Origin of the sequence: Streptomyces sp. NPDC051662, from assembly GCF_040681655.1 — a bacterium.
GTDB lineage: Bacteria > Actinomycetota > Actinomycetes > Streptomycetales > Streptomycetaceae > Streptomyces.
In genome coordinates this window covers 46,490-70,308 of sequence record NZ_JBFAZD010000003.1, presented here as the reverse complement: position 1 = coordinate 70,308, position 23,819 = coordinate 46,490, and the positions used below count along the sequence as shown (strand labels likewise).

General features: G+C 69.2%; 24 protein-coding genes and 1 pseudogene. 10 read left to right on the top strand and 15 right to left on the bottom strand.

Features of this window, described 5'->3' with window-relative positions:
• The first annotated feature begins 294 nt into the window (after nt 1-294).
• Both AB0M67_RS05825 and AB0M67_RS05820 read left to right on the top strand, forming a co-directional pair.
• On the top strand, nt 295-789 hold the full coding sequence (locus tag AB0M67_RS05825) for a MarR family transcriptional regulator (RefSeq protein ID WP_365743026.1): 495 nt from the start codon (nt 295-297) through the stop codon (nt 787-789).
• The gene (locus AB0M67_RS05820; RefSeq protein WP_365743024.1) at nt 786-1,274 is read left to right on the top strand and encodes a MarR family transcriptional regulator; all 489 of its coding nucleotides are present in this window, start codon (nt 786-788) and stop codon (nt 1,272-1,274) included. Before AB0M67_RS05825 ends, AB0M67_RS05820 begins: the two co-directional genes overlap by 4 nt.
• Before the next feature lie 3 nt (nt 1,275-1,277).
• Here the strand turns inward: AB0M67_RS05820 and AB0M67_RS05815 are convergent, their stop codons facing one another.
• The 3 genes and pseudogenes from AB0M67_RS05815 to AB0M67_RS05805 form a co-directional block, all read right to left on the bottom strand.
• Nucleotides 1,278-2,309 carry a sporulation protein gene (locus tag AB0M67_RS05815; protein ID WP_365743022.1) on the bottom strand — a complete coding sequence of 344 codons (1,032 nt, stop codon included), beginning with the start codon at nt 2,307-2,309 and terminating at the stop codon, nt 1,278-1,280.
• A 93-nt stretch (nt 2,310-2,402) separates the two neighbouring features.
• On the bottom strand, nt 2,403-2,624 hold the full coding sequence (locus AB0M67_RS05810) for a hypothetical protein (RefSeq protein WP_365743691.1): 222 nt from the start codon (nt 2,622-2,624) through the stop codon (nt 2,403-2,405).
• 273 nt (nt 2,625-2,897) lie between these two features.
• Nucleotides 2,898-3,020, bottom strand: a pseudogene (locus tag AB0M67_RS05805) (TetR/AcrR family transcriptional regulator); the annotation flags it as partial.
• Nucleotides 3,021-3,296: 276 nt separating this feature from the next.
• Here AB0M67_RS05805 and AB0M67_RS05800 point away from each other — a divergent pair.
• A complete protein-coding gene (locus AB0M67_RS05800) occupies nt 3,297-3,917 on the top strand; it encodes an NAD(P)H-dependent oxidoreductase (RefSeq protein WP_365743020.1) in 621 nt (206 codons plus the stop codon).
• Nucleotides 3,918-3,994: 77 nt separating this feature from the next.
• Here the strand turns inward: AB0M67_RS05800 and AB0M67_RS05795 are convergent, their stop codons facing one another.
• Nucleotides 3,995-4,996 carry a WYL domain-containing protein gene (locus AB0M67_RS05795; RefSeq protein ID WP_365743018.1) on the bottom strand — a complete coding sequence of 334 codons (1,002 nt, stop codon included), beginning with the start codon at nt 4,994-4,996 and terminating at the stop codon, nt 3,995-3,997.
• Between the two features lie 160 nt (nt 4,997-5,156).
• On the opposite strand from AB0M67_RS05795, the gene AB0M67_RS05790 reads away from it, so the two are divergent.
• The 3 genes from AB0M67_RS05790 (at nt 5,157) to AB0M67_RS05780 (ending at nt 7,620) form a co-directional block, all read left to right on the top strand.
• On the top strand, nt 5,157-5,579 hold the full coding sequence (locus tag AB0M67_RS05790) for a VOC family protein (protein ID WP_365743016.1): 423 nt from the start codon (nt 5,157-5,159) through the stop codon (nt 5,577-5,579).
• Nucleotides 5,580-5,781: 202 nt separating this feature from the next.
• Nucleotides 5,782-6,915, top strand: a complete 1,134-nt coding sequence (locus tag AB0M67_RS05785) for a nucleotide disphospho-sugar-binding domain-containing protein (protein ID WP_365743014.1) — start codon at nt 5,782-5,784, stop codon at nt 6,913-6,915.
• 198 nt (nt 6,916-7,113) lie between these two features.
• On the top strand, nt 7,114-7,620 hold the full coding sequence (locus AB0M67_RS05780; RefSeq protein WP_365743012.1) for a DUF6624 domain-containing protein: 507 nt from the start codon (nt 7,114-7,116) through the stop codon (nt 7,618-7,620).
• Between the two features lie 56 nt (nt 7,621-7,676).
• Here the strand turns inward: AB0M67_RS05780 and AB0M67_RS05775 are convergent, their stop codons facing one another.
• From AB0M67_RS05775 to AB0M67_RS05755, 5 genes are all read right to left on the bottom strand, one after another.
• Nucleotides 7,677-8,726: a TerC family protein gene (locus tag AB0M67_RS05775; protein WP_365743010.1), complete on the bottom strand. Its 1,050-nt coding sequence runs from the start codon at nt 8,724-8,726 to the stop codon at nt 7,677-7,679.
• Nucleotides 8,727-9,007: 281 nt separating this feature from the next.
• Nucleotides 9,008-10,207, bottom strand: a complete 1,200-nt coding sequence (locus tag AB0M67_RS05770; RefSeq protein ID WP_365743008.1) for an ABC transporter permease — start codon at nt 10,205-10,207, stop codon at nt 9,008-9,010.
• Nucleotides 10,207-11,022, bottom strand: coding sequence for an ABC transporter ATP-binding protein (locus AB0M67_RS05765; RefSeq protein WP_365743006.1), 816 nt, complete (start codon nt 11,020-11,022; stop codon nt 10,207-10,209). Before AB0M67_RS05765 ends, AB0M67_RS05770 begins: the two co-directional genes overlap by 1 nt.
• Complete coding sequence (locus tag AB0M67_RS05760) at nt 11,019-12,077, bottom strand: peptidoglycan-binding protein (RefSeq protein ID WP_365743004.1); 1,059 nt, start codon at nt 12,075-12,077, stop codon at nt 11,019-11,021. Before AB0M67_RS05760 ends, AB0M67_RS05765 begins: the two co-directional genes overlap by 4 nt.
• The gene (locus AB0M67_RS05755; protein WP_365743001.1) at nt 12,074-12,628 is read right to left on the bottom strand and encodes a hypothetical protein; all 555 of its coding nucleotides are present in this window, start codon (nt 12,626-12,628) and stop codon (nt 12,074-12,076) included. Before AB0M67_RS05755 ends, AB0M67_RS05760 begins: the two co-directional genes overlap by 4 nt.
• Nucleotides 12,629-12,756: 128 nt before the next feature.
• Here AB0M67_RS05755 and AB0M67_RS05750 point away from each other — a divergent pair, with 128 nt between their 5' ends.
• Both AB0M67_RS05750 and AB0M67_RS05745 read left to right on the top strand, forming a co-directional pair.
• Entirely contained in the window at nt 12,757-13,422 is a 666-nt protein-coding gene (locus AB0M67_RS05750; RefSeq protein WP_365742999.1) for a response regulator transcription factor, read from the top strand.
• Nucleotides 13,419-14,585, top strand: coding sequence for an ATP-binding protein (locus AB0M67_RS05745; RefSeq protein ID WP_365742997.1), 1,167 nt, complete (start codon nt 13,419-13,421; stop codon nt 14,583-14,585). Before AB0M67_RS05750 ends, AB0M67_RS05745 begins: the two co-directional genes overlap by 4 nt.
• 11 nt (nt 14,586-14,596) lie before the next feature.
• On the opposite strand, the gene AB0M67_RS05740 is transcribed toward AB0M67_RS05745, so the two are convergent.
• The 3 genes from AB0M67_RS05740 to AB0M67_RS05730 form a co-directional block, all read right to left on the bottom strand.
• Nucleotides 14,597-15,661 (bottom strand): SagB/ThcOx family dehydrogenase, encoded by a 1,065-nt coding sequence (locus AB0M67_RS05740; RefSeq protein ID WP_365742995.1) that lies wholly within the window; start codon nt 15,659-15,661, stop codon nt 14,597-14,599.
• A 46-nt stretch (nt 15,662-15,707) separates the two neighbouring features.
• On the bottom strand, nt 15,708-17,921 hold the full coding sequence (locus AB0M67_RS05735) for a TOMM precursor leader peptide-binding protein (protein WP_365742993.1): 2,214 nt from the start codon (nt 17,919-17,921) through the stop codon (nt 15,708-15,710).
• Between the two features lie 117 nt (nt 17,922-18,038).
• Nucleotides 18,039-18,158, bottom strand: a complete 120-nt coding sequence (locus AB0M67_RS05730) for an azolemycin family RiPP peptide (protein WP_249950289.1) — start codon at nt 18,156-18,158, stop codon at nt 18,039-18,041.
• Nucleotides 18,159-18,476: 318 nt separating this feature from the next.
• Between AB0M67_RS05730 and AB0M67_RS05725 the strand changes: the two genes are divergently transcribed.
• The gene (locus AB0M67_RS05725; RefSeq protein ID WP_365742991.1) at nt 18,477-19,382 is read left to right on the top strand and encodes a class I SAM-dependent methyltransferase; all 906 of its coding nucleotides are present in this window, start codon (nt 18,477-18,479) and stop codon (nt 19,380-19,382) included.
• Between the two features lie 91 nt (nt 19,383-19,473).
• Here the strand turns inward: AB0M67_RS05725 and AB0M67_RS05720 are convergent, their stop codons facing one another.
• The 3 genes from AB0M67_RS05720 to AB0M67_RS05710 are packed head-to-tail and all read right to left on the bottom strand — an operon-like array spanning nt 19,474 to nt 22,744.
• Nucleotides 19,474-20,577: an NAD(P)-dependent alcohol dehydrogenase gene (locus AB0M67_RS05720; RefSeq protein ID WP_365743689.1), complete on the bottom strand. Its 1,104-nt coding sequence runs from the start codon at nt 20,575-20,577 to the stop codon at nt 19,474-19,476.
• Between the two features lie 2 nt (nt 20,578-20,579).
• Entirely contained in the window at nt 20,580-21,983 is a 1,404-nt protein-coding gene (locus AB0M67_RS05715; protein WP_365742989.1) for an aldehyde dehydrogenase family protein, read from the bottom strand.
• A gap of 8 nt (nt 21,984-21,991) precedes the next feature.
• Nucleotides 21,992-22,744 (bottom strand): (5-formylfuran-3-yl)methyl phosphate synthase, encoded by a 753-nt coding sequence (locus AB0M67_RS05710; protein WP_365742987.1) that lies wholly within the window; start codon nt 22,742-22,744, stop codon nt 21,992-21,994.
• Between the two features lie 251 nt (nt 22,745-22,995).
• On the opposite strand from AB0M67_RS05710, the gene AB0M67_RS05705 reads away from it, so the two are divergent.
• The gene (locus AB0M67_RS05705) at nt 22,996-23,799 is read left to right on the top strand and encodes an SDR family oxidoreductase (protein ID WP_365742985.1); all 804 of its coding nucleotides are present in this window, start codon (nt 22,996-22,998) and stop codon (nt 23,797-23,799) included.
• The last annotated feature ends 20 nt before the right edge of the window (nt 23,800-23,819 follow it).

Genomic DNA, 23,819 nt, shown 5'->3' with positions numbered 1-23,819 from the left:
TGCTGACACCCGCCAACTAGTTAGTCAACAGCGGTGACAAAATAGCCACCCGTCGCCTTGCAGCCACTCTTGAGGACGGCGAATACTGCATTGGCCAGGCATTCCGGGCGGTGCTTTTGGCAAATAAGTAGGTTGCAGCAGGGCCGGCAGTTCATCGAGCCGTACCCGCCGATCCGCGAGTACGGCCCGCATACGGCCCGTATCCCGTGCGACCGCGCCCGGCGGCGGCACGGCGCGAGCTCCGGCCGAGGAACATAGTAGCCATGGACATAATGTCTATGTACTCTATTCGCCATGAGCAAGGTTCCACCGGGCCCCACGCCCGGCTTCCTGGTATGGCGGCTCGCCAACAAGTGGCGCGTAGCGGTCGATCGCGCGGTGGCTCCGCTGGGTCTCACCCACGCGCAGTACGTAGTGGTCGCGTCGCTGCACGGCATGCAGCGCAGCGGCGAGCGGCCCAGCCAGCGCCGACTCGCCGACCACACCGGCCTGGAGGCGCTGTACGTCTCGAAGCTGGCGCGCGCCCTGGAGTCGGCCGGTCGGATCGAGCGCACCCGGGACCCCCGCGATCCGCGCGCCGTACAGCTCGCCCTCACCGAGCAGGGTCAGGCCATTACGCGGCAGGCCATCGCGGCGGTCCAGGAACTGCTTCAGCAGTTGCTTGAGCCGCTCGGCGGCCTCGACGCCCCACGGACGCGCGCCTTCGCCGACGAGCTGACGACCCTGCTCAACGCACCTCTCACTCCATCCGTGTTGAACGACGAGAGCACTCAGGGGACACCACCATGACCACCACGCCATCCACCACCACGACGTCCGCCACCACCGCGTCCACCACCACCGAACCCGTCGCCGACTCCCGCGCCCTCGCCCTGGCCCACTACGCCGCCCGCGGCATCCTGGAGTCCGTCCTGACCCGGCACGGCATCACGTTCCAGCAGCAGATCGCCCTGCGCGCCGCCCTCACCGCCGACGCCCCGCGGACGCCGGACGATCTCGTCACCCAGGTCCAGGGCTACCTCAAGGCCGACCCGGCCGACATCCGTGCCACTCTCGACGAACTGCTGGCCAAGCGGCTGCTCGTCGCGGACGGCGCGCATCTTCGGCCCACGGAGGCGGGACGCGAACTGACCGCCACTGTCGGCGCGGAGACCGCCCCCGTCAGCGCCCGCGTCTGGGGCGGGATACCCGCCGCGGACCTCGCCGCCGCCGGCCGCGTCCTCGCCCTGGTCACCGAGCGCGCCAACGCGGAGCTCGCGGCGCTGACCGACTGACCGTCACTCCTCGTCGTCGCCCTCGAAGAAGTCACCGACCTCGTCGACCACTTCGGCCGCGACCATCCCGCCGACCACGCCGACGGCCAGTCCCGCCGCTCCGGCGGCGATCACGGTGCCCATACCGGGTCCGGAGCGGTGCCCCTGCTCCTCGCCGTGGTCATGTCCGCCGTGGCCGTATGAGTGGCTCCCACGGCCGTACTGGGCGCCTCCGCCGTGGTGCGTGTCGCCGTGCCCGGGCCAACCGTGGGAGCCATGCACGGCTCGGCGCTCGACCAACTGACGCACCCAGCCGTCCACCTCGGCATACCAGTTGATCTGTCCGACGTCGGAGTGGCTGACGGCGAAACGGGATACCGCGTCATGACCTCCGGAGAGGAGACCGCCGCGCTTGTCGGCCTCCAGGACCACCTCCATGCCGCCGGGATTGGCGAGAAAGGTCACCTCGATCTCGTTCACCTGGTGCGCGTACCGCGCGGGGGGCGTGAGCTCGATCTCCTGGTAGAACGGTAGTTCCTGGCCGGTGCCACGGATCTGCCCGTACTCCAAGTCCGCGGACTTGAATCCGAAGCCGAGCTGTCCGAGGGCCCCGAGGACCGCCTCCTGGGCCGGCAGGGGGCGTACGGAGAACGGGTCGAGATCACCCTTGTCCCTGGCGCCGGCCACCGACACCTCGGTGCGAACGCCGAGGGCGATCCACAGTGGATGGCCGTACAGCTCGGTGACCGGGGTCTCCCAGGGCAGCGCCACACTGAACGGGATGCCGCGTCGCTCGTCCGCCGCGAGACGGAAGTCGCCGCCGACGCCGAACCGGCCGAAGGCGACCGTCCCGTCCGACTCCCCGTCGTCGTGCTCGACCTCGACCCGGGCCACAAGCTCCAGGGCGATGTGCTCGATCGTGAAGTCGGCGCCGCCGCCCTTCAGATGGACCTGCCCGGTCAGCGCGCTGCCGGGCAGCACCGCGTCCGCGTCGAGGACCGTGTCCACCGCGAGGCCACCCATGCCGAACGAGCCGAGCAGCCGCTTGAACACCATCGTCGCGTTCACTCCTTCTCTGTTACGTGTCGTCCCTGAGCCGCGGCCCGGTGCGCGGGAATCAGGCGGAACGCACCGGACCGCGGCACGTGATCACTTGGCGGAGGCGCCCAGTACGGCCAGGGCCTGCGCCCAGCGCGCGTACTTCAGATCGGCCAGATCGGCGACGGTCTTGACGCCGAACGCCTCCTGGAGCAGCTCCCCGTCCCGGTCCGAGACGCCCTTCAGCGCTGATACCGGCGCGGCGAGGATCTCGGGCAGCTCCTTGTCCGCCCACGCCTTGTCCAGCATCTTGTCCAGGTCGATCGAAGCCACGAAAGCCCTCCCAGGGGGATACGGATGAATGAGGAATCGCCCAACGTGCCTCACCGGAGGGCGGCGCCGCGTGCACATGGCCCACTTCTCCCTGCCGGAAGGCCGTCGCGGGCGGGCAGCCGGAAGCCCGGCGCCCGCGCAATATCTACAAAGCTGTAGAAGCATAGGCATGAGGCCCCGCGCTTGGGCGACGCCTCTGGCCGATCCGAGGAAACAAGTCCGAAAATCATCCGGTCGGGAGTCGCATATCGCGCCCCAGTGACCCCCGCGAGGGGCTCCTTGCGCACGCAATTGCTCGCGCGGCACGCACTCCTGTCCGGCCAGGTGCTCGACGGGGTCGGCCCGGGTGGCGGCGAGCAGGGCGTGGGCGGTGAAGTCGCTGTCGGTGCTCAACCCGGTAGGGCTGTCGCTCCCGTTTTCCTCCAGTGGACTCGCACCCCGATCCGCGGATGAGGTCACTGAACGCGTCCAGCTCAATAGGTTGGACGATCACAAAGGTATCCCGGCTTCCTGCCCATGGATCGTCCACCCCGGTCGTGTTCCCATCGTTGTCATGAGCGGAGACACCCTGCTCGCCGGGGGTCGGTGCAGTACCGGGGCGGACGCCCCACGAGCCGACACCCCGTTCAACGACATCGAAACCACCATTTCTCAGATGATGGAAGGACCGTGATGAGCACCGACACCAGCTCGTCCACCCTGCTGGTCACCGCAAGCCCGGACCCTGAGTCCCTGACACATCACATACTCGGAAGCCTTGAGAAAGCACTTCACCCCCGGCCGGTCGAGATCGCCGACCTGTTCAAGGAGGAGTTCGACCCCAGGTTCACCTTGGCGGATCGCCGGACCTACCGCGAGGGCGGCGCCTACCCGGCCGATGTCGTCCGCGAGCACCGTCGTCTCGAACGCGTCACCGATCTCGTCCTGGTCTTCCCCGTGTACTGGTGGTCGGTGCCCGCACTGCTCAAGGGGTGGATCGATCGTGTCTTCCTCAACGGCTGGGCTTTCGACTACTCCCCTTCCTCGGGCGTGCGGCCGAGGCTTCAGTGGCTGACCACGCATCTCCTGCCCGTCGCCGGCGCCGATGCCGACGCATACGAGCGCCACGGTTACGAGACCTCCCTACGGACACAGATCGAGCACGGCATCGTCGACTACTGCGGCAGCCGACGCGGCGCCACCGCGTTCATCCATGAATCCGAGGAGGCTTCCCGTGAAGAGACGGCGCAGAGCGTGGAACGCGCGGTGCGCATCATCAGTGAAGCCATTCGTACTGATTCGACGCGAGCATGAACACGCATCCGCACGCACTGTGTCCAGCGCGAAGGGCACCCGTCACTGATCGAGCGCTTTCGTGGTGAGTTCCGTTCTCACCGCGTCGGGCCGGTCTCTGGTTCTGCGGTGCGAGCGGCGCGCGCGTAGCGGGTGGCGAGGTCTCCGAACGCGGTGGCCAGTTGGGGTGGGCCGATGACCTCGATATCGGTGTCGAAGCGGCCGATGGCGGCGGCGAGTCCGGTCCATGACCAGGAGCCGAGGATGAGCCGGCAGCGGTGCGGGCCGAGTTCCACGACGATTCCGTCCTGGGCGAAGGGCGCGACGTCGGCGGCCGGGAGGTGGAGGATGACCTCGCCTCGGCAGGGCCAGTCGGTGGTGGTGCCGTCGTTGCCGCGGAATCGGCTGGTGACGAAGGTGGCGACGCTGCCGCCGGGGAGGTCGCGCGGGGCGAAGCGGGGGCCGGTGGGTGTACGGGGCCGGATGCGGTCGACTCGGAAGGTACGCCAGTCCTCGCGGTGGAGGTCCCAGGCCACCAGGTACCAGCGATGACGCCAGGTGACCAGGTGGTGTGGTTGGACGCGGCGGGTGTCATCGGCCGAGGTGCTCAGACCCGGGGCGTAGTCGAAGCGCAGTTCCTCGCGGGCGTGGATGGCGCGGCTCAGATCCATCAGGACCTGGGCGTCGGCCTGGGGGGTGCCGCCGGCCGCCGGGGGCGGTTGGACCGCGGTGATGTGCAGCAGGTCGACGCGGTGGCGCAGACGGGGCGGCATGACCTGTCTGAGAGTGGCCAGGGCGCGGGAAGCGTCTTCGGCGACGGTGGTGCCGGTGGCCGCGGTCTGCAACGCGATGGCCAGGGCGACGGCCTGCTCGTCGTCGAACAACATAGGCGGCAGATGAGTGCCGGCCTCCAGGCGGTAGCCGCCGGCCGGTCCTTTGACGGTCGTGATCGGGTAGTCGAGTTCGCGAAGGCGTTCGATGTCACGGCGCACCGTGCGCGAGGTGATGCCTAGGCGCTCGGCGAGATCATCGCCGGACCAGTCACGGGGCGTTTGAAGGAGAGAGAGCAGCGCGAGCAGCCGAGCGGACGTTTTATGCATGACACCCATACTTCCCGGAGTACCGGACACACCCTGTCCGCTACCTCTGCCATCGTGGCATACGAGCCGATCGGGAGGCATAACCCCTGGTCACGGCAGCCGCCGCTCGGCATCGACGGCCGACGGCACACATGTGTCACACCGAGGCAAGGAGCAGGTCATGTCCATCACGACCACCACTCACCTGAACTTCCGGGGCACCGCACGTGAGGCGCTGGACTTCTACCAGTCCGTCTTCGGCGGACGTACTGTCGCGGTCACCTACAAGGACGCGGGAGCCGTACGGAACGAGAGCGAGGCGGACTGGGTGATGTGGGGCGCGGTGGCCGGTGACAACGGCTTCCACGTCATGGCCTACGACGTGCCCTCGCAACTGCCCTGGAACCAGGGCGAGAACTCGTTCTTCGTGTCCGTTCGTGGAGACGAAGCCGAGGAGATCAGGGTCCTGTGGGGCAAGCTCGCCGAGGGCTCGACCATCGTGAGTCCACTGGAGCCCGCGCAGTGGGCGCCGCTGTACGGCATGCTCACCGACCGCTTCGGCGTCACCTGGGTCCTGGACGTCACCGCTCCTCACAACGGCTGAACCAACCGACCGACCTGACATGCCTGCGCCCGTCCGGGCCGCCGCCGCACGGGCGGCCCGTACGGCGGCTCCCGGCGTTGGGCCGTCCGGGCGGTCGAGGGTCGAGCAGGACAGATAGTGGCTGCCCCAGGTGGTTCGTCGTCCTGCCCGGCATACATGTTCCACAGTCACCGAGTCAGTTCGGACAGCTCCGAGGATGTTCATGAAACTGTTGTTCAGCGCTACCCCCGCCTTTGGTCACATACTGCCCTTGGTCCCGCTCATGCAGGCGGCGGTCAGTGCCGGGCATACCGTGGGACTGCTGTCGAGTGCGGAGTTCCGGGCCGCGGTCGGCGAGGAACTCCCTCCGGAGGTGGAGTTCCTCGCCGCGGGCGTGATGCCGGACGTGTTCTCCGCGGAGGCGGGCCGCCGCACCGGTGCCGACGTGTTCCGTCCGACACCCTCAACCATCGGTGAGATCTTCGGCGGCGCCCGCCTCGACCTCGCCGCCGAGGACAGCATCACCCAAGCCACCCAATGGGCTCCGGACCTGATCCTCGCCGAGCCGTTCGACGCGGTCGGCCCGCTCGTCGCCGCCCATCTCGGCACCCCCTGGCACCAAGCCGGCATCGGCCCCTCACTGCCCGCCGTGATCACCGATGAGATCGAACGCGCGGCCTCGGCCCGCTACGAGCCGCTCCACCTTCACCCCGTCACCGCCTCAAGCTACATCGACCCCAGCCCACGGCAACTGCAGGACCCGCACTGGTCCCCCCTCACCCCGGTACGGACAGTCCGGCCCCAGGCCCACCGCCGCCCCAAGGACATCACCCTCGACCTGCCCGACTTCGACGAACGCGACAAACCCACAGCACTCGTCACCCTGGGCACCATCTTCTCCGACCCGGACACCCTCTCCGCCGCAGTGGCAGCCGTCGCGGACACCGGAGCCAACGTGATCGCCACACTCGGCTCATCCCTCAGGCACCCCACCGCGAACCAGACCGCCCCAACCGACTCGACGAACGTGCGGTACGTACCCTTCATCCCCCTGGACCAACTACTCGAAAAAGCCGACCTCGTAGTCGGCGCCGGAGGCATCGGCACCATCACCGGCAGCCTCACACGCGGTCTCCCCATGGTGCTCTGGCCCCAAGGCGCCGACCAACCCATCAACGCCGCCCGCGCCGCCGCGTCAGGAGCCTCGATCACCGTCGACTCGCCACCTGAGATCTCCCCGGCCGTAACAGCGGTACTCACACACCACACCTACCGCCACCACGCCCAGCACATCGCAGCCGACATCGCCGAACTCCCCCCAGCGGCCACAGTCATCGCAGAGATCACCAACCCCTGACACACCCACAACAGCCAACAGCCAACAGGTGCCCGGCTGCGCCACAGCGGTCCGGCTCCGGCTCCGGGTATAGATCCATTATCCAGGTGCGCGCAGGTGCTTGTCACCGTTCTCCGGAATGATCTTTATAGTGGATTTGCCCCTTTAGAGTTGCGGTCAACGAGCACAACACACCGACACAACACAAAGGAGTCGAGCATGGCGCACGACATCGCCGCGCTGGCGGTGGAACTCAAGGACATGGCCGCGGCCGACCACCAGTCCTCGATCCGCGCGAACAGCGATGATCCGGCCGAGCAGTTGGAGTGGCGGCGGCTGACCGCACGCCACGGTGACCGGCTCGGCGAGATCATGGCCGAGTACGGCTGGCCGACGGCGGAACTGGTCGGCGAGGAGGCCGCACGCGCGGCGTGGCTGATCGCTCAGCACGCCGACCGGCAGCTCGACATCCAGCGGCGCGCCCTCCAGCTGATGCGGCAGGCGGTGTCGGCGGGCTCGGCCGGCCCCCGCGAGCTCGCTTTTCTGCTCGACCGCACACGGGTCAATGAGGGCCGCGAGCAGATCTACGGCACTCAGATCGCCGGTGTGAAGGACGGGGCACCGATCCCGTGGCCTTGCGAGGAGCCCGAGCGCATGGACGAACTCCGCGCGGAAGTCGGCATCGAACCCTTCGACGAGTACGTCGCCAAGTTCGCGATCGCCTAAGGGAACCGGCCGCCCCAGCATCGTTGCTGGGGCGGCCGGACTGATGTGAAAAGGGCTCAGTTCTGGGCGTCGGCCCTGTCGGTCGGCTTCGTCCGGCCGTCCTCGGTGTTCTCCGCCGGTGTCTCCGCGGCTGTCTCTGTGGCCGTCTCTGTGGCCGTCTTCGATGTGTTCTTCGCGGCGATCAGGCTGGTGATGGTGGTGATGACCAGTACGCCGCAGATGACGCCCAGTGAGACGGGGATGGAGATTTCCGGCACGTGGAGGCTTGTTGTCTCGTGGAGGCCGTGCAGGACGAGCTTGACGCCGATGAAGGCGAGGATGACGGAGAGGCCGTAGGCGAGGTGGGCGAGCTTCTTGAGGAGTCCGACGATGAGGAAGTACAGCTGGCGCAGGCCCATGAGGGCGAAGGCGTTGGCTGTGAAGACGATGTAGGGGTCCTGCGTGAGGCCGAAGATCGCCGGGATGGAGTCCACGGCGAAGAGTACGTCCGTGATGCCGATCGCCAGCATGACGATCAGCATGGGGGTGACCAGGCGTTTGCCGTTCTCGCGGATGGTCACCTTGGTGCCGTGCCAGGTGTCGGTGGAGGGCACGCGGCGCTGGATGGCCTGCATGAGGCGGCCGGGTTCCCAGTCCTCTTCCTCCTCGGCCCGTGCTTCCTGGATGAATTTCCAGGCGGTCCAGATGAGGAAGGCGCCGAAGATGTAGAAGACCCAGGCGAAGGTGCTGATGGCGGCGGCGCCGACGGCGATGAAGACGGCGCGCAGGATGAGTGCGATGAGTACGCCGATCATCAGTACGCGCTGCTGATAGATGGAGGGGACGGAGAACTTGGCCATGATCAGGACGAAGACGAAGAGGTTGTCGACGCTGAGTGACTTCTCGGTGATGTAGCCCGCGAAGAACTCACCGGATGCCTGTCCGTCGCCCCAGATCAGCAGGCCGGCGCCGAAGAGGGACGCGAGGGCGATCCAGACGATCGACCAGGTGCCCGCTTCCTTCATCGAGACTTCGTGCGGCTTTCGGCCGCCGATGAAGAAGTCGGCCGCGATGAGTACGCACAGTCCTACGACTGTGAGTACCCACATGGTCATGGAGACGTCCAACCTGGGTTCCTCCCTCTGGCGTGGGACTCCCAAGGTACAAGGATGACCAAGCTTAGGTAAAGAAATAGTCTAAGTTCCTGGTCAGGGGCCCCTCATGAGGGGCACTCAGGCGCCGGACGCGTGGGAGCGAATCGGACCGCGACGGCCTCGCGAAGATCTCGGCCCGCTCATCGGGGCCCGGAAATGGCGCTCACCGCGGCGCGCGGGCGCGCGGCGGCACGGTGTGTGACCCGCCCAAGTGGGGTCACACACCGTGCCGAGGGCCGAGGAGGGTTCCGGTGCTACGCCGCGTGGAGCGCCAGCGTCGGCGAGAGGCGGGCCGCACGCACCGCCGGATAGAGCCCCGCGACCGTCCCGATGACCAGCGTCGCTCCGAATCCGCCTCCGACGGCCCACAACGGAACCACCCACGGCAGCCCGTCGACGCGTGCGAAGATCCCCGTCATCGCGGCGCCCAGCAGGACGCCGGCCAGGCCGCCGAGGCCGGACAGCAGCAGCGACTCCGTGATGAACTGGATACGGATCTGGCCCCGTGACGCGCCGAGCGAACGCCGCAGACCGATCTCGAACCGTCTCTCCAGCACCGAAATGATCATGGTGTTGGCGACTCCGACTCCCCCGACGAGAAGGGCGATACTGCCGAGCCCGAGGAGCAGGCTGCTGAACGCCCCCTCCATCGCGGCCTGCGCCTGTAGCTTGGCGGACGGGTCGGTGATCTTGATGTTCTGCGGGTTCTGCGGGTCGATGCCGGCAGCGAGCAGATCGCGGACGTTCTCGACGGTGTCGTTCGTCGAGCGCTCGTACACCGCGGTCGGATGGCCGTCGAAGCCGAGGAACCGCTCGGCGGCCTCCCAGCCCACCAGGGCCGCGCGTTCGAGTTCCGGAGCCAGGGGCAGCGGTTCGAGGATGCCGACGACCGTGAAGTAGCGGTTGCCCAGCCAGACCTGCTGCCCCGCCGCGCCGATACCGAGGCGCCGCGCGGAGACATGGCCGAGTACGACGGCCGGATAGCGGCTATTGGCCTTGTTGAGCCAGCTTCCGCTGCCGACCTCGCCCCGTACGACCTTCAACAGCCCTTCGGACGCGGCCCGGACGCTGATGCCGCCGGTCTCGTCCTCGGACACCTTCTCGTTGCGGCGTACGGACCCTTTGACGGTGCCGGTCGCGCCCGCCTGCTCCACCCCGTCGATACGGCTCACCACACCGACGGAGTGTCTGGGCAGCTTGACGTCCTCCCCCGCGAACATCGACTCTCCGGGCTCCGCCACCAGCATGTTCGTGCCCAGTCTGTCGAGCCGCTGCAACAGCTGCTCCTTGCTCGACGCGGAGATGCCGACCACCGCGATCATGGTGGCGATGCCTATGGCGATACCCAGCGCGGAGAGCACGACGCGCAGCGGGCGGCTGCGCATACCGCCGGAGCCGACGTGGAGGACGTCGCGCGGGCTGAGCCGGGCCGGTCTGAGCTTGCGGCGGGCCATCAGGAGCCGCTCCAGGCGTCGTTGGCCAGGCCGGGCGACGCGCCATCCCGTACGTCAGGCGGTGCGTCAGGCGGGGTGCCGCCCGGTACGCCCGTTCCCTCGCCGTCCCGTCGGCGCGTCCCCGCGCCGCCCTCCCCTACGCCACCCCTCACGTCCTGGACCACCTCGCCGTCGCGCAGCCGCACTTGCCTGGGCAGGCGTGCCGCGACCTCAAGGTCGTGCGTGATGATGGCGATGGTCGCCCCCGTCGCGCTCAGGTCGTACAGCAGCCTCATCACCGACTCGCCCGACACCGAGTCCAGCGCGCCTGTCGGCTCGTCCGCCAGCAGCAGTTCGGGGGCGCCGACGACGGCACGTGCGATGGCGACCCGCTGCTTCTGTCCCCCGGACAACTCGTGCGGCCGGTGTCCTCGGCGGTCGGCGAGACCGACACGTTCCAGTGCGTCGGCGGCCCGCCTGCGCCGTTCGGCGCGTGGCAGCCCGGAGTAGAGCAGCCCCTCCGCCACGTTGTCCATCGCACTGATACCCGGCACCAGGTGGAACGCCTGGAAGACGAATCCCACATGGCGTGCGCGCAGGGCGGACAGTTCACGGTCGGACAGGGCCGGGACATCGAACCCGGCGATGGAGACCGACCCGGAGGTGGGCCGGTCCAGGGTGCCGATGATGTGCAGCAGTGTGGACTTTCCGGAGCCGGACGGCCCGACAATGCCGACCAGTTCGCCCTTCTCGATGGTCAGGTCCACGCCGCGCAGCGCCATGACGCCACCCGCGTACCGCTTGGTGACGCCCTTGAGGTCGACGACACGCGTCATACTTTCGGCACCCCCACCTTCGTACCGGGGCGCACCCCGTCGCCGGTGACTTCCACCCGGCCCTGGGCGAAGAGGCCGAGTTCGACCCGTACTTCACGGGCCTTGCCGTGCTCGACGACCTGGAGTCCGAAGCCCTTGTCCGGCAGGGCGAGCAGTGCCTCGATGGGCACGGTGAGGACGCCCTCGCGTGTCTCCCCCACGAAGCGCACGGTGACAGGCGCCTGGTCCAGAGCACCGGTCTTGTCCGCTCTGTCCAGGGTGACCTTGAGGGTGATCTTCGGGGAGTCGTCGTCCGGGTCGCTGCCCGGCTTGGCCTGGGTGCCGACGGTGGTGATCCTGCCCGGTGCGGAACTGCCGTCCGGCAGGGTGACGGTCACACTGTCGCCCTTCTTGACGGACGCGCTCTCCTCCACGTCGAGTCGCACGGTGATGACGCGGCTGGGACCGGTCGCGGTCAGTACGGCCTGCCCGGGTGCCGTCAGGTCGCCCACGGAGATGTCTGCGCTCTCGATCCGGACGGCACCGGACGCGAAGGCGATGTCTTCCGGGCCCAGGGTGCCGGTCTGCTTGTCGCCGTTCGCCTTCTGCCAGCGCTTGACGGCGCGGGCGGTGAGGTCGGTGTACTCGTCGTCAACGGTGAAGCCCGTATAGCCGAGAGCGGCGAGGTTCTCCTCCAACTGCCGTACGTCCCCGCCCTCGGTGCCGGCCTTGAGCATCCGGTACATCGGTTCGGAGCCGTACATCAGCCGGACCTTCCCGCCGTCGACCGCGTACAACCAGCCGTTCCGCTGAACCGTTGAGCCGGCCTTCGCGGTCCAGGTCAGGACGCCCGCGGCAGTCGCGTTGAATTTCCGCTTGCCCGCATAACCGATGGTCCCGTCGGCCAGCACGCTCTCGCTGAGGTTCTCCCGTTCGACGGCGGCGGTGGCCGGCGGCAGCCCGGAGTCCCGTGGCGTGCCGCTGTCATCGGAAGAGGTCAGGGCGACGAACGCGGTGGAGCCGCCCGCCACGGCCAGCAGCGAGAGTGCGGCCAGGATGACGTTCCCGCGCTTCATCGAAGTTCGCCTTCACACGCCTTACTCGCTTCCTCGAACTTCTTCGCCTCAGCCCCGCTCTTCCGCTCGGGCAGCGGCTGCGCCTGCCCCTCCTTGGGGTCCGGCATGTCCTGGCCGTGCTCACGCATGCACTTGCGGTACTTCAGCTGCTTGTCCTTGTCGGCCTGCGACTCCTGGCTGTCGGCGTCGCCGGCGGGAGCCTTGTCCTTGCACGCCTTGAGAGCCTTCTCCACTGTCGCGTTGCTGTTGCCGCCGCCGAGCTGGATTCCCGGATCCGCGGCCGTGCCCTCACTCGGCTCAGGCATGTCCAGCCCGTTGTCGCGCAGACACTTGCGGTACTCCAGGGCCTTGTCGGCCGCGGTCTTCGCGTTCGAGGCCCCGGAGTCCTTCGAGTCCCCACTGTTCGAGCACGCCGTGCCGAACAGGGCCAGCACGGCCACGCAGCAAGCGGCGGCGACATGGCGACGCCTCCGGCCTGGGCGCTCACGGACGGACAGCTGTGGTGAGGCACTCCGGACGACTCGCTTCGGGAGCGAGTTCTGCTTCTGCACGGCGATCTCCTGGACGTCAATGGTGTGATCTGTGCGAACGCCCTGAGAGTGCCGTGATCCCGCCTTTCGTTTCTCTCAACGATTCGGTTTACAACGACGAAACCCCGCGTTGTGCACACAATGGGCCCATGCGGGTACTGCTGGTGGACGACGAGGAATTCCTGGCCGAGACAGTCGCGGACGGCCTGCGGCACGACGCCATCGCCGTAGACGTGGCGTACGACGGCCTGACCGCGCTGGACAAGCTGCGGTCCGGGGCGTACGACGTCCTCATTCTCGACCGCGATCTGCCGGGGCTGCACGGCGACGAGGTATGCCGCAGCGTCGTACGGCAGGGACTGCTCACCCGCATCCTGATGCTCACCGCGGCCGGCGACGTACGGGACCGGGTGCACGGCCTCGGCCTGGGCTCGGACGACTACCTCGCCAAGCCGTTCGTCTACGACGAACTCCTCGCGCGCGTCCTCGCCCTGGGACGCCGTGCCTGGCCCGCGCTGCCTCCGGTCATCGAACGGGCCGGACTTGTCCTGGACACCGCCCGGCGCCAGGTCACCAGGGACGGCCGCTTCCTCGCCCTGTCCCGCAAGGAGTTCGCCGTGCTTGAGACACTGATGCGGGCCGACGGCGCGGTCGTCAGCGGCGACGACCTGATCGAGCAGGTGTGGGAAGAGGGCACCAGCTACCGCACGAACGCGGTCCGCGTCACCCTCTCCAAACTCCGGGCCAAGCTCGGCGACCCTCCCGTGGTCGAAACGGTCCCCGGCTGCGGCTATCGCCTCCGGGCGAGCCGGTGAACAGCGAAAGGGCCCGGCTGACCGCCCTCTACACCGGACTCCTCATGCTCGCCGGCATATTGCTGACCGGCCTCGTGTACCTCCTGCTGAAGCAGAGCCTCGAATCCCAGATCGGTCGCGCGGTCGCCGCGGTCTCCCTCACACTTCACCCCGGCGTGGACGCGGCCGAGAAGACGGCCCCGCTGAACACGGTGGGCACACCTGCCGACGACGGAACCCGAGTCGCCGAGACGGTGAGCCAGGTCGCCGGGGACGCGGCTCTGAGCCGTCTGCTCACCGTCTCCGGCCTCTCCCTGGTCGCGTTCGCGGTCGTCTCCGCCGCGCTGGCCTGGTGGATGGCCGGCCGGGTGCTCCACCCCGTCGGCGTCATCACCGCCAGGGCCCGACGACTCTCCGAAGAGAACCTGCACGAACGGCTCGCACTCCGGTCACCGCCCGGCGAACTCAAGGAACTCGCCGACACCTTCGACCAGATGCTCGACCGGATCGAGCATCTGGTCGCGGCCCGGCAACGGTTCGCCGCCAATGCCGCGCACGAACTACGCACCGCCGTCACGGTCCAACGCGCCGCCGCCGAGATCGGCCTCGCGAACGACCCACCACCGGAGAAGGTCGCCCATATGCGGCGCAAGCTGATCGAGAACGCCGACGGGAGCGAGCGACTGATCGAGGGCCTTCTCCTGCTCGCGGTCTCCGACCGGGAACTGTCGCGCCGCGAACGAGTCCGACTCCACGAGATCACGGCCCACTGCACGGAGGGACTTCGGGAGGAGGCGGCCCGGTGCTCGGTCGCCCTGGACCTGGCAGCGGAGCCGCTGTCCGTCGAGGGTGACCCCATCCTGCTCGAACACGCCGTGTACAACCTCGTCTCCAACGGCATCCGCTACAACCACCCCGGCGGCACCGTCCGGGTACGCGTCGGATCGAACGCCATCGAAGTCGACAACACCGGTCCCATGGTGCCGTCCACAGACGTACCGCTCCTCTTCGAGCCGTTCCGACGAGCGGCGGAACGCCGCCACGGCCGGGGGGACAGCGCGGGGCTGGGCCTTTCGATCGTCGCGTCGATCGCACGGGCCCACGACGCGGACACACGGGCGAGCGCGAATCCGCACGGCGGACTGACGGTCCGGATGATCTTCCCACCCACGGCGCGCCTATGACCTCGACGCCCTCAGCGAGTGCCCTGTACCGCCGTCGGGCTGTCCGAGAGGACGCCGGGAAGGCCCAGCGCCAGGTTTCCGACGTGAAGGAGCCGCTGCTCGTACGACTGGAGGAAGGGAGCCGATACCGGCACCTCCATCCGTCCGGTCGGGCACGACGCCAGGCCGAGATCGGTGGCCGTCAGGCACATGGTCTGCAGCAGACAGCCGGTGTCGCGGTAGATCATGCTCAGCGCCATCCCCGCGTACTTCCAGCCCGTACGGTCCGCGCGGGAAGCGAGGTAGAGCCCGGCCGGGGGCGCGTCGTTCAGCAGCGCCGGGAGGGTGATGGTCCGGTCCTGGAGCGCGGCGAGGTCGTCGTTCCAGTCGGACAGCCGGTGCAGCGCGTGGTCGAACGCGTCGTAGTGGTACGCCCCGGGTGGTAGCCGCTCCACGTCGCGGGCGATCAAGTAGATCTCCAGGCTGTGCCGGGCGCCACCGGACGGCGCGGGGCGCTGTGTCTGCTCGTAGGACCGCGGTGGCAGGTAACCACGCACCCGCGCGGACCGGTCAAGGAACGCGGCGAGGAGTCTCAACGGCATCGGTTCGGCCGCGAAGTCGCGGATACTGCGCCGCTCGGCGAGCACCTCCGCGAGCGTGCGGCTCGGCAGATCGTGAGCATCCGGCAGGGCAACGGTCCCGGTGGCCTCGGGGTGGCGCAGTCGGGCCGGCGGCGGTGTGCCGCGCTGTGTGCCGGGCAGGGGCCCGCGCCCGGCCTGTGCGTGGCAGGCGCGTTCGTACGGTGTCAGGCCGTCGGCGGCGGGTTCGGCGTCCTCCTTGCCGTCATGGCGGACGATGCCCGCGGAGGCCAGCCGTTCGAGCAGTGTCCGGGTCGTGTCGGCGTCCGACTGGTGCGGCCACCGGGCGTTGAGTTCGTCCGCCGTCAGTGGACCGTCGAGTCGCTGCAGCAGATCGACCAGTTCGGGCTTGGCGACGAATTTCCGGCCGCTGCGGGAGTCGACGAGCACAGACCCGGAGTGCTCGTCCCACTCCAGCAGCAGGTCGGGGTTTCGGCGGAAGAGCGTTCGCGTGTCCACGCGGTGTGGGTCCTTCCTGAGCGTGTCCGGTGCCTCGGGGGGAATCTCAGAGGAACGGCAGCGGCAGGGGGTTGAGTTCGTCCTCGCCGAGGGGGGCCGTGCGTACGCCCATGGCCACTGGTGCCCGGAAGACACGAGGGCCGCCCCGCCGGTGGAAGTCGCTGCGCAGGGTAATCGGGCACAGGCCCGGCACCAGGGAACGCACGACCGATACACCGCACTCGGCGACGTCGATGGGGGTGATGTCCACGCTGATGGCCTCATACCCCCGCGCCGCCAGGCGCCGAACCGCTTCGTCGACATCCGCCCGGAACCCTTGGGAGGGCCTGGGCGGCGGGACGGGCCGTGAGGGGCCGTCGTGCCAGAACTCCAGGTGCCGTGCCCGGTCGTGGTCCCAGTAGTAGAGGCTGAAGTCCCTGAGCGTGTCCAACGCGGCGTCCGCGGCGGGGATTCGGGCACCGGCGTCGAGCTCTTTCTGCCAGGTGGCCGCGCCGGCGCGGCCGAGACATGCCTCTTCGAGGGCGCCGAGCAGGGCCGCGTGGGGATCCAGGTCCGCCCGGGCGGCGTGTACGGTCACCGGCCGCCGTTCCGTGTCCTCCTGGCAGCGGATGGCGAAGGCCGGGATACCGAGGTCGGTGGTGAGGTCCTTGCCGGTGACCGCGACGCCCGCGGCGGTGAGCCTGTCGACGATGCGACGCGGTACTCCGTCCGGCAGGCTCGTCAGGTCCAGACTGGGCAGGGTGAGGCGGTTCTCCCAGAACACCACGCTCGCGTCCCGCTCGACGACCTCCATCAGCCCGGCCAGTACCGCGTGTTCGTAACAACTGCCCGCGGCCAGCCCGGTGGAGATGGGGTCGAACCACGCCCGGTGGCCCTTGGGGAACCGGTACGGCAGATAGACCGCGCAGGCCGGTACGTACCGCGTCCTGCCCGTCGTCAAGGAGTGTCCACGCACCCAGTCGATCGCGGTGTCCGGTTCGAAGGGGCCGTAGCGAGGGTGGTCTGCGTACTCCTTGGCCGAGCCCAAGGGCAGATCACGGGGGTCGACGGCCTCGTCGCCGAGATCGGTGAAAGAGGCTCGCACGAGCTGGTCGCGACCATAGACTCCGGCCGCGTAGCGCTCCATGGTCTCGCCCACGGCGCAGACCCGGGCGGTGACCGGATCGCTCTTGACGGCCCCTCCACGTGCCTCGGCGTCCACCGGGGAGAACCAGCTCGTCGTGGTGCGTCCGGCGGTGCGCGCGTAGGTCGTGTCGCCTTCTTCTCCTGCCCCGTCGTCCACGCGGAGTTCCAGCACCAGTCCGGTCAGCGGGTCGACGGCACCGCGCATCCGCTCCCAGCAGGCGCGGACGTCGGTGTCGCCGGTCTCGTCGCGCCGTGGCGTACGGGCGCGTGAGGAGCAGGCGGGACAGCCGGGGGTATGGAACAGGGTGTGCCGGGTGCGCTCCAGCTCCTGGTGGTCGAATTCGGTGAGGATGCCACGCCCCGGTCCCGGTCGGCCGCTGAGGAGCCTGAGGGTCTCATGAGCCAGCAGCCCGGAGGCGATGGCGGTGGTGGGCCACGCGTCGCTGTCGGCCGCCCCCAGCAGCACGTCGAGCGGCAGATCGGCCACCGCCTGCCAGACGTGGTTCGCGCGGATACGGCGCACGAGACACACCGGGCAGGGGGTGTGGGGCGGTGTGAGGGTGGCGGACAGCAGCCGCTTCGGGGTGCTCAGATGGACGACCAGGGGCATGCCACTGTCCATCGACACCTCGGCCCATCGCTGGAGCACGGACTCCGGCAAGGACAACGGCAGGACCGCGACGGCCGGGGCCTGGGCTCCGGCCCGCGGAGGGTCGACCGAGGCCATGCTCACCCCGGCCCGTCGAAGCAGCGCCGAGACTCCCTCCCCGAGAGCGCCGTCGGCGACGGCCACCACATGGTCCTCGGATCCGTCGCCACCGGCGGCATACAGCGGGTGGGCCTCCCGCTCACCCCCTTGGTGGACCAGGCCGCGGGCGTGGAGCCCTTGGACCACCCGCTCGGGCAGGGCGTCAAGAAGGAGATGCCCGTCCCTGTCCTCCTGGGGACCGGCCTCCCGGGGAGCCGCCTCCCGGGGACCCGCGCTCCGAGGGTCGGCCGGAGGGGGCGCCAGCCGCAGCATGCCGGTGCTCGCGCAGACATACAGATGGTCGCCGCGCGCGACGAGCCGGACATCCCGCCGGGTCGTGAGCGGAACGGATGGTGGTGCGAGCGAGGAGGCAGCGTGTGTGTCCAAAGCGGTCCGCCTTCTTGATGAAGCGTCAGGGGGAGGGAGCGGAAGTGGAAGGGGAAGGGAGAGGGGGGCGGCATCCTCCCGCTCGGTGGGGCGGCGGGAGGATGCCTCTGTTGCTTCTTACTCGTCCTCGACTTCGGTGTCGGCCGCGGCGACGGCCGACAGACAGCTGTGCCCGGCAAACGTCTCTTCCGCCATGGGCAGCGCCATCTCCTCGAACAGTTCGTCGTTCTCAGACATGCTTCTTCTCCTTCCTTGGACGACCCTCCATCTGGACGCGTCTGCCTGGGCCTGCCTCGCAGTACCAGCACACACGCAACTCCATTACGCGTGAACCCAGTTGACATGTCGAGAAATCTGCTCACTCGCCACTCAGAAGACTGAAATGTATGAATACCCACCACCCGGCGGACAGCACACTTCGTGGCTACCCGGGGCCACTTGGGCGATATCCACCTGTTCGAGTGAATGCTTGTGGCTTCTTCATACGAAGGGGCCCTCGTCGGCTGGACAGTTTCCTCGCTGCTCGTGGTCTCAACTCGCCTCAAGGGAGGACACATGGCCGGCACAGCGCATCGGAACACCGGTGTGGAAGGAGTGGAAGGAGGTGTCGGCCTGACCGCTCTCCTGGTCGCCGCGGCACGGGCGATCGAGACCCACCGCCACGACAGCCTGGCGCGGGACGTCTACGCGGAGCACTTCGTACTCGCCGCGCCGGCGTCCGCGGGGTGGCCGGTCCGTGTGCAACAGGCTCCGGGCGGGGACGCGAACCCGCTGTGGGGGCGATTCGCACGGTACTTCGGTCTGCGGACGAGGGTCCTCGACGACTTCCTTCTCCGGTCGGTGCACGCGGGCGCCCGCCAAGTGGTCCTGCTCGGGGCGGGGTTGGACTCGCGGGCGTTCCGGCTCGACTGGCCTGCCGGCCGCGTGATCTTCGAGATCGACAGGGAAGGCGTGCTGGCGTTCAAGCACAAAGTACTCGGCGGGCTGTCGGCCACCCCGAAGGCGGCACGCGTACCGATCCCGATCGATCTGCGCGGCGACTGGGTCGGCGCGCTCATCGACGCCGGCTTCGACACGGCCGCGCCCAGCGTCTGGCTGGCCGAGGGGTTGCTGTTCTATCTGCCCAGCGCCACCGAGACGTATCTCATCGACACGATGGACCGGTTGAGCGCAGCGGGAAGCGCTCTGGCATTCGAGGTCAAGCTTGAGAAGAACCTGCTGGAATACCGCGACAGCCCGCTCTACACCGCGACGAGGAACCAGATCGGCATCGACCTGCTCACCCTGTTCGACGGAGAGCCGCGACCCGACTCCGCGGGTGATCTGGCGAGCAAGGGCTGGACCACCTCGGTCCACACCCCCTTCGACTTCACCCGTCGGCACGGACGCGGGCCGCTGCCCGAGCGGAACGACGCGCTGGCGGGCAACCGATGGGTGTTCGCGAACAAGCCCCGGCCGTAACGCTGCCGTCGGACGGCCCGACGCACGGCGTCGCACGTCTCGCTCATCCACTCATCGGCTCATCCACTCGTCGGCGCAGCGGCTCATCGGCTTACCGGCTCGTCCGCTCCGGAATCAGGACGGGTTTGACCACGCGGCCCGCGTCGCAGTCGCGTTCGGCCTCGTTGATGTCGGCGAGCGGGTACGTACGGATCAGCTCGTCGAAGGGGAACAGCCCGGCCTGCCACAGTCCGGTCAGCCGGGGAATCAACAGCCCCGGCACCGCGTCCCCCTCGCAGATATGGGAGATTCCCCGGCCCCGGTCCAGTGCCCCGGGTTCCAGCGGCAGCACGGTGTGGAGCCGGGCCACCAGACCGAGGTGACCGGTCGGGCGCAGTGACCGGAGCGCGTCGTTGATCAGCCGGGCGGAGCCGGTGGTGTCCAGCGCGTACCGCGCGCCGCCGTCGGTCAGCCGCTGGACGCGATCCGGCAGCCCGGCCGATGCGGCGTGCAGCGGGATCGCGCCGAACCGCTCCGCGAGGGCCAGCCGTTCGGGGTGCCGGTCGACGGCCACGGCCACCGCCCCCGCGGCGGTGGCCGCCATCGCCGCGGCCAGGCCCACCGCTCCCGCGCCGAAGATCGCGACGGTGTCGCCGGGGCCCGCGCCGAAGGAGTTCAAGACCGCTCCGGCGCCGGTGAGGAAGCCGCAGCCCAGCGGACCGAGCAGCTCGATGGGCAGTACGGGATCGACCCGGACGGCGTTGCGGGCCGGGACCATCGCGTACTCGGCGAACGAGGACTGGCCGAACCACCGGGGGGCCAGTTCGCCCCCGGCCGCGTCGGTGAACCGCGCCGCGCTCTCCGCACGCCCTCCGAAGAGGTTGAGCGAGGCGAAGGAGTCGCAGTAGGCGGGGGCGGCGCCCAGGCAGTTCCGGCAGTGTCCGCAGGAGTCGAAGCTCAGCACGACATGGTCGCCGATGCTCAGACCTGTGTCCGGGCCGCCCGTCTCCACCACGACCCCGGCCCCCTCGTGCCCCAGGACCGCGGGCAGCGGTGTGCGGCCGTCCGAACGCCGGACCGCGAGATCGGTCCGGCACATCCCGCAGCCCTCGATCCTGACCAGGATCTCGCCGTCGGCAGGCCCCGACTCCAGGATCACCTCCTCGACGGCGAAACGGCTCTCGTACGAGCGCAGTACCGCCGCGCCGAACCTCAAGGTCACGCCTCCTCCGGACGGTGCACGACGAACGGTCTGAGATTCCCGTAGAGCCCCCACGGCCCGCCCGCGACGCCGACACCGCTCTCCTTGATGCCCGCGAAGGGCTGAGCGAGGGACAGTTCGGCGTGGTGGTTGAGCCATGCCGTCCCGCACTCCAGCCGGTCGGCCACCGCCTCGGCCCGGTCGAGGTCGGTCCCCCATACCGAGCCGCCCAGCCCGAAGCCGGTGTCATTGGCCGCGTCGATGGCTTCGTCGAGGCTCCCGTACGGCAGCACAGGCAGGACCGGACCGAATTGCTCCTCCGTCACCACCGGGCTGTCGGGCGGGACATCGGCCAGGATCGTCGGGGCGAAGAAATAGCCCGGCCGGTCGAGCCGGTGGCCACCTGCCACGGCTCGGGCGCCGTCCGCCAGGGCCCGGGACGTGTAGCGCTCGACCCGGGCCAGTTGGGGGGCGTTGTTGACCGGCCCGAGCTGCGAGCCCGGGTCGAGCCCTGCTCCGACGACGGCGGTCTTCGCGCGCGCCGCGAGGGCCTCGACCACCTGGGGGTAGATCCGGGCCGGGGCATAGACGCGCTTGACCGCCATGCAGACCTGTCCGCAGTTACGGAACGCCGCCCAGAACAGCCGGTCCGCGATCCGCTCCACCTCCACGTCCTCCAGCAGGATGGCCGCGTCGTTACCGCCCAGCTCCAGCGTGACCCGGGCGAGCGAGGCCGCCGCGCCCTCCGCGACGGCCCGTCCGGTCGGAATCGAACCGGTGAAGGTCACATGGCGTATCCCAGGATGGGACGCGAGCCGTGCGCCGAGGGGTTCACGACCGGTGACGATCGTCAGTACGTCCTCGGGGAGGGCGGTGGAGATGACGGACGCCAGCAGCCGCGTGGCAAGAGGGGTGAACGGGGAGGGCTTGAGCACCATCGTGTTGCCCGCGGCGAGCGCGGGCGCGAACTTCGCCGACGCGAGCTGGAGAGGAAAGTTCCACGGAACGATCGCGGCGACGGGCCCGAGCGGTCGCCAGCGGATCTCGCCGCGTACCGGCCGGCCGTCCGTGATCGGCTGGGATCCGGGGTCCAGCTCGGCGAAGTAGCGCAGGCGGGCCGCCGTGCGGGCGATCTCCGCGTACGACTCGGCCAGGGGTTTGCCCTGTTCACGGGTGAGCAGCGGAGCGAGGTCGGCCCCGGCCGCCTCCACCGCGTCGGCTGCTGTGAGCAACGCGGCGGTACGGGCGACGGGGTCGGCCCGCCAGCCGCGCCAGGCCTCGTGGGCCCGGTCGACGACGGCGTCCAACTCGTCCGGCCGCTGGTCGGGCGCCTCGTCGAAGACCTCACCCGTGGCCGGATCGAGAACGGCGAAGCGCCCGCCGCGCGCCCCGGGCGTGCGACCGGGCTGACGTGTGGGCATACCGGCGGTCAGTTCGCGGCGACGGCAGCCGCGTACTCCTGGGCATGCCGGTCCATCTCCGCCCGGAAGGCGGCCACCAACTGCGGCTGAATCCTTCCGGTGTCGCGGTCGCCGCCCTCGCAGACCGCGCCGCGCACGCCCACGATGTCCGTACCGATACGGGTCAGCTCGCCGAGGTCACCCACCTTGACGCTGCCCGCGAGGGCGGCGAGCAGACCGGCCTCGTGGGCCAGCCGGACGAACTCCGCGCAGACGTCAGGCGGAACGTGGTCGAACAGCCGTGTCCCGTCCTTGATCGCGGTGTCGAGCATGGCCGCGTCTGAGCCGGAGCGGACGGCGATGTCGGGCAGTGCCAGCGGATTGACGCAGCCGATCCGGTGGGCGTCGGCGTAGCCCGAGGCGACGACGAACGCGTCCGGCCGATAGTCCTTCACCGCCCTGACGACGCCTCGCATGACATCGATGGCCTGTTGGGGCGTCGTGCATCCGTAGAGGCCGACCTTGATGTACGTGGCTCCGGAGACGGCCGCGCCGAGCGCCGCCTGAGCCACCGTGCCGGGCTTGTACGGTACGTCTCCTACCGTGGCGGACACCGGCTTGTCCGCCGGGACGGCTTCGCGGATCTCCCTGATGACCCACGGGAAGTTCGCGCCGAGCGAGCCCTCGTCGGGCTTCTTGACATCGACGATGTCGAGGTGCTCCGCCGCCTTCGCGCAGTCAAGGGCCTCCTCGACGCTGTCCGGGGAGATGAGAAGCAACAAGATGGATTCCTTCCACCGCGTGTCCACCTGCCGAGGGGCAGGTGTGCGGAGTCGCCTGAATCACTTGCGGTCCGCTCATCATTGCCGCGGCCCATGGCCGTCGGTAGAGCGCGCGGAGTGCGAACGGATCGTTCGCGTGGAGCGCCCACCCCCCAGTGCGCCGTCCACGCCGGTGCGCTGTCCACGCCGGTTCGAACCAGCCGCGCGCCTTCCACTTGACTGTCGACATTGACGTCGATATTTTTACAAGCATGACGAACAGTGATGCTCTCAGCGCGAGCGGCGCCGCCTCGGACGCGCCGCGGATCCATGTCGTCACCGGTTCCGCCTCCGGTATCGGTCTGGCGACCAAGCAGCTCCTGGAGACCCAGGGGCACCGCGTCATCGGGGTGGATCTCCGCGACGCCGATGTGATCGCCGACCTCTCGACGCCCGAGGGCCGTACCGCCCTGGTCGAGCGGGTGACCGCCCTCAGCGGCGGCACGATCGACGCGATCCTGGCCGTGGCGGGCGTCGACATCGCGGGACCGGCCACCGTCGCGATCAACTACTACGGCGCGATCGCCACCATGGACGGCCTGCGCCCGCTGCTCCGCGATTCGCCCGCTCCCCGCGTTGTCGCCGTCTCCTCGATCACCTCGGTCCACCCGTTCGACCAGCGACTGCTGGACTTCATGCTGGACGGGAAGGAAGAGGACGCCCTGGCCCGTGCCGCCGTCGCGGAGCAGGTGTACGGGACGACCAAGCGGGCCCTGTCACGGTGGATCCGCCGGCACGCCGTCGACGCGGAATGGGCCGGCGCGGGCATTCCGCTCAACGCGGTCGCCCCCGGCCTGGTCCGCACCGAACTCCTCAAGCGGCTCTTCGAGGACGAGGAGACCAGGCTCCGCATCGAGGCCGGCAGCCCGATGCCTCTGGGCGGACCCTATGAGCCCGTGGCGGCCGCGGAACTGCTGGCCTGGCTCGCGAGCGGGAAGAACGGCCATATGACGGGGCAGACCATCTTCCTCGACGGAGGCGCCGATGTGGTGCTGCGCGGGGATTCCACGTGGTAACCACGCACTGTCGAGGAGTT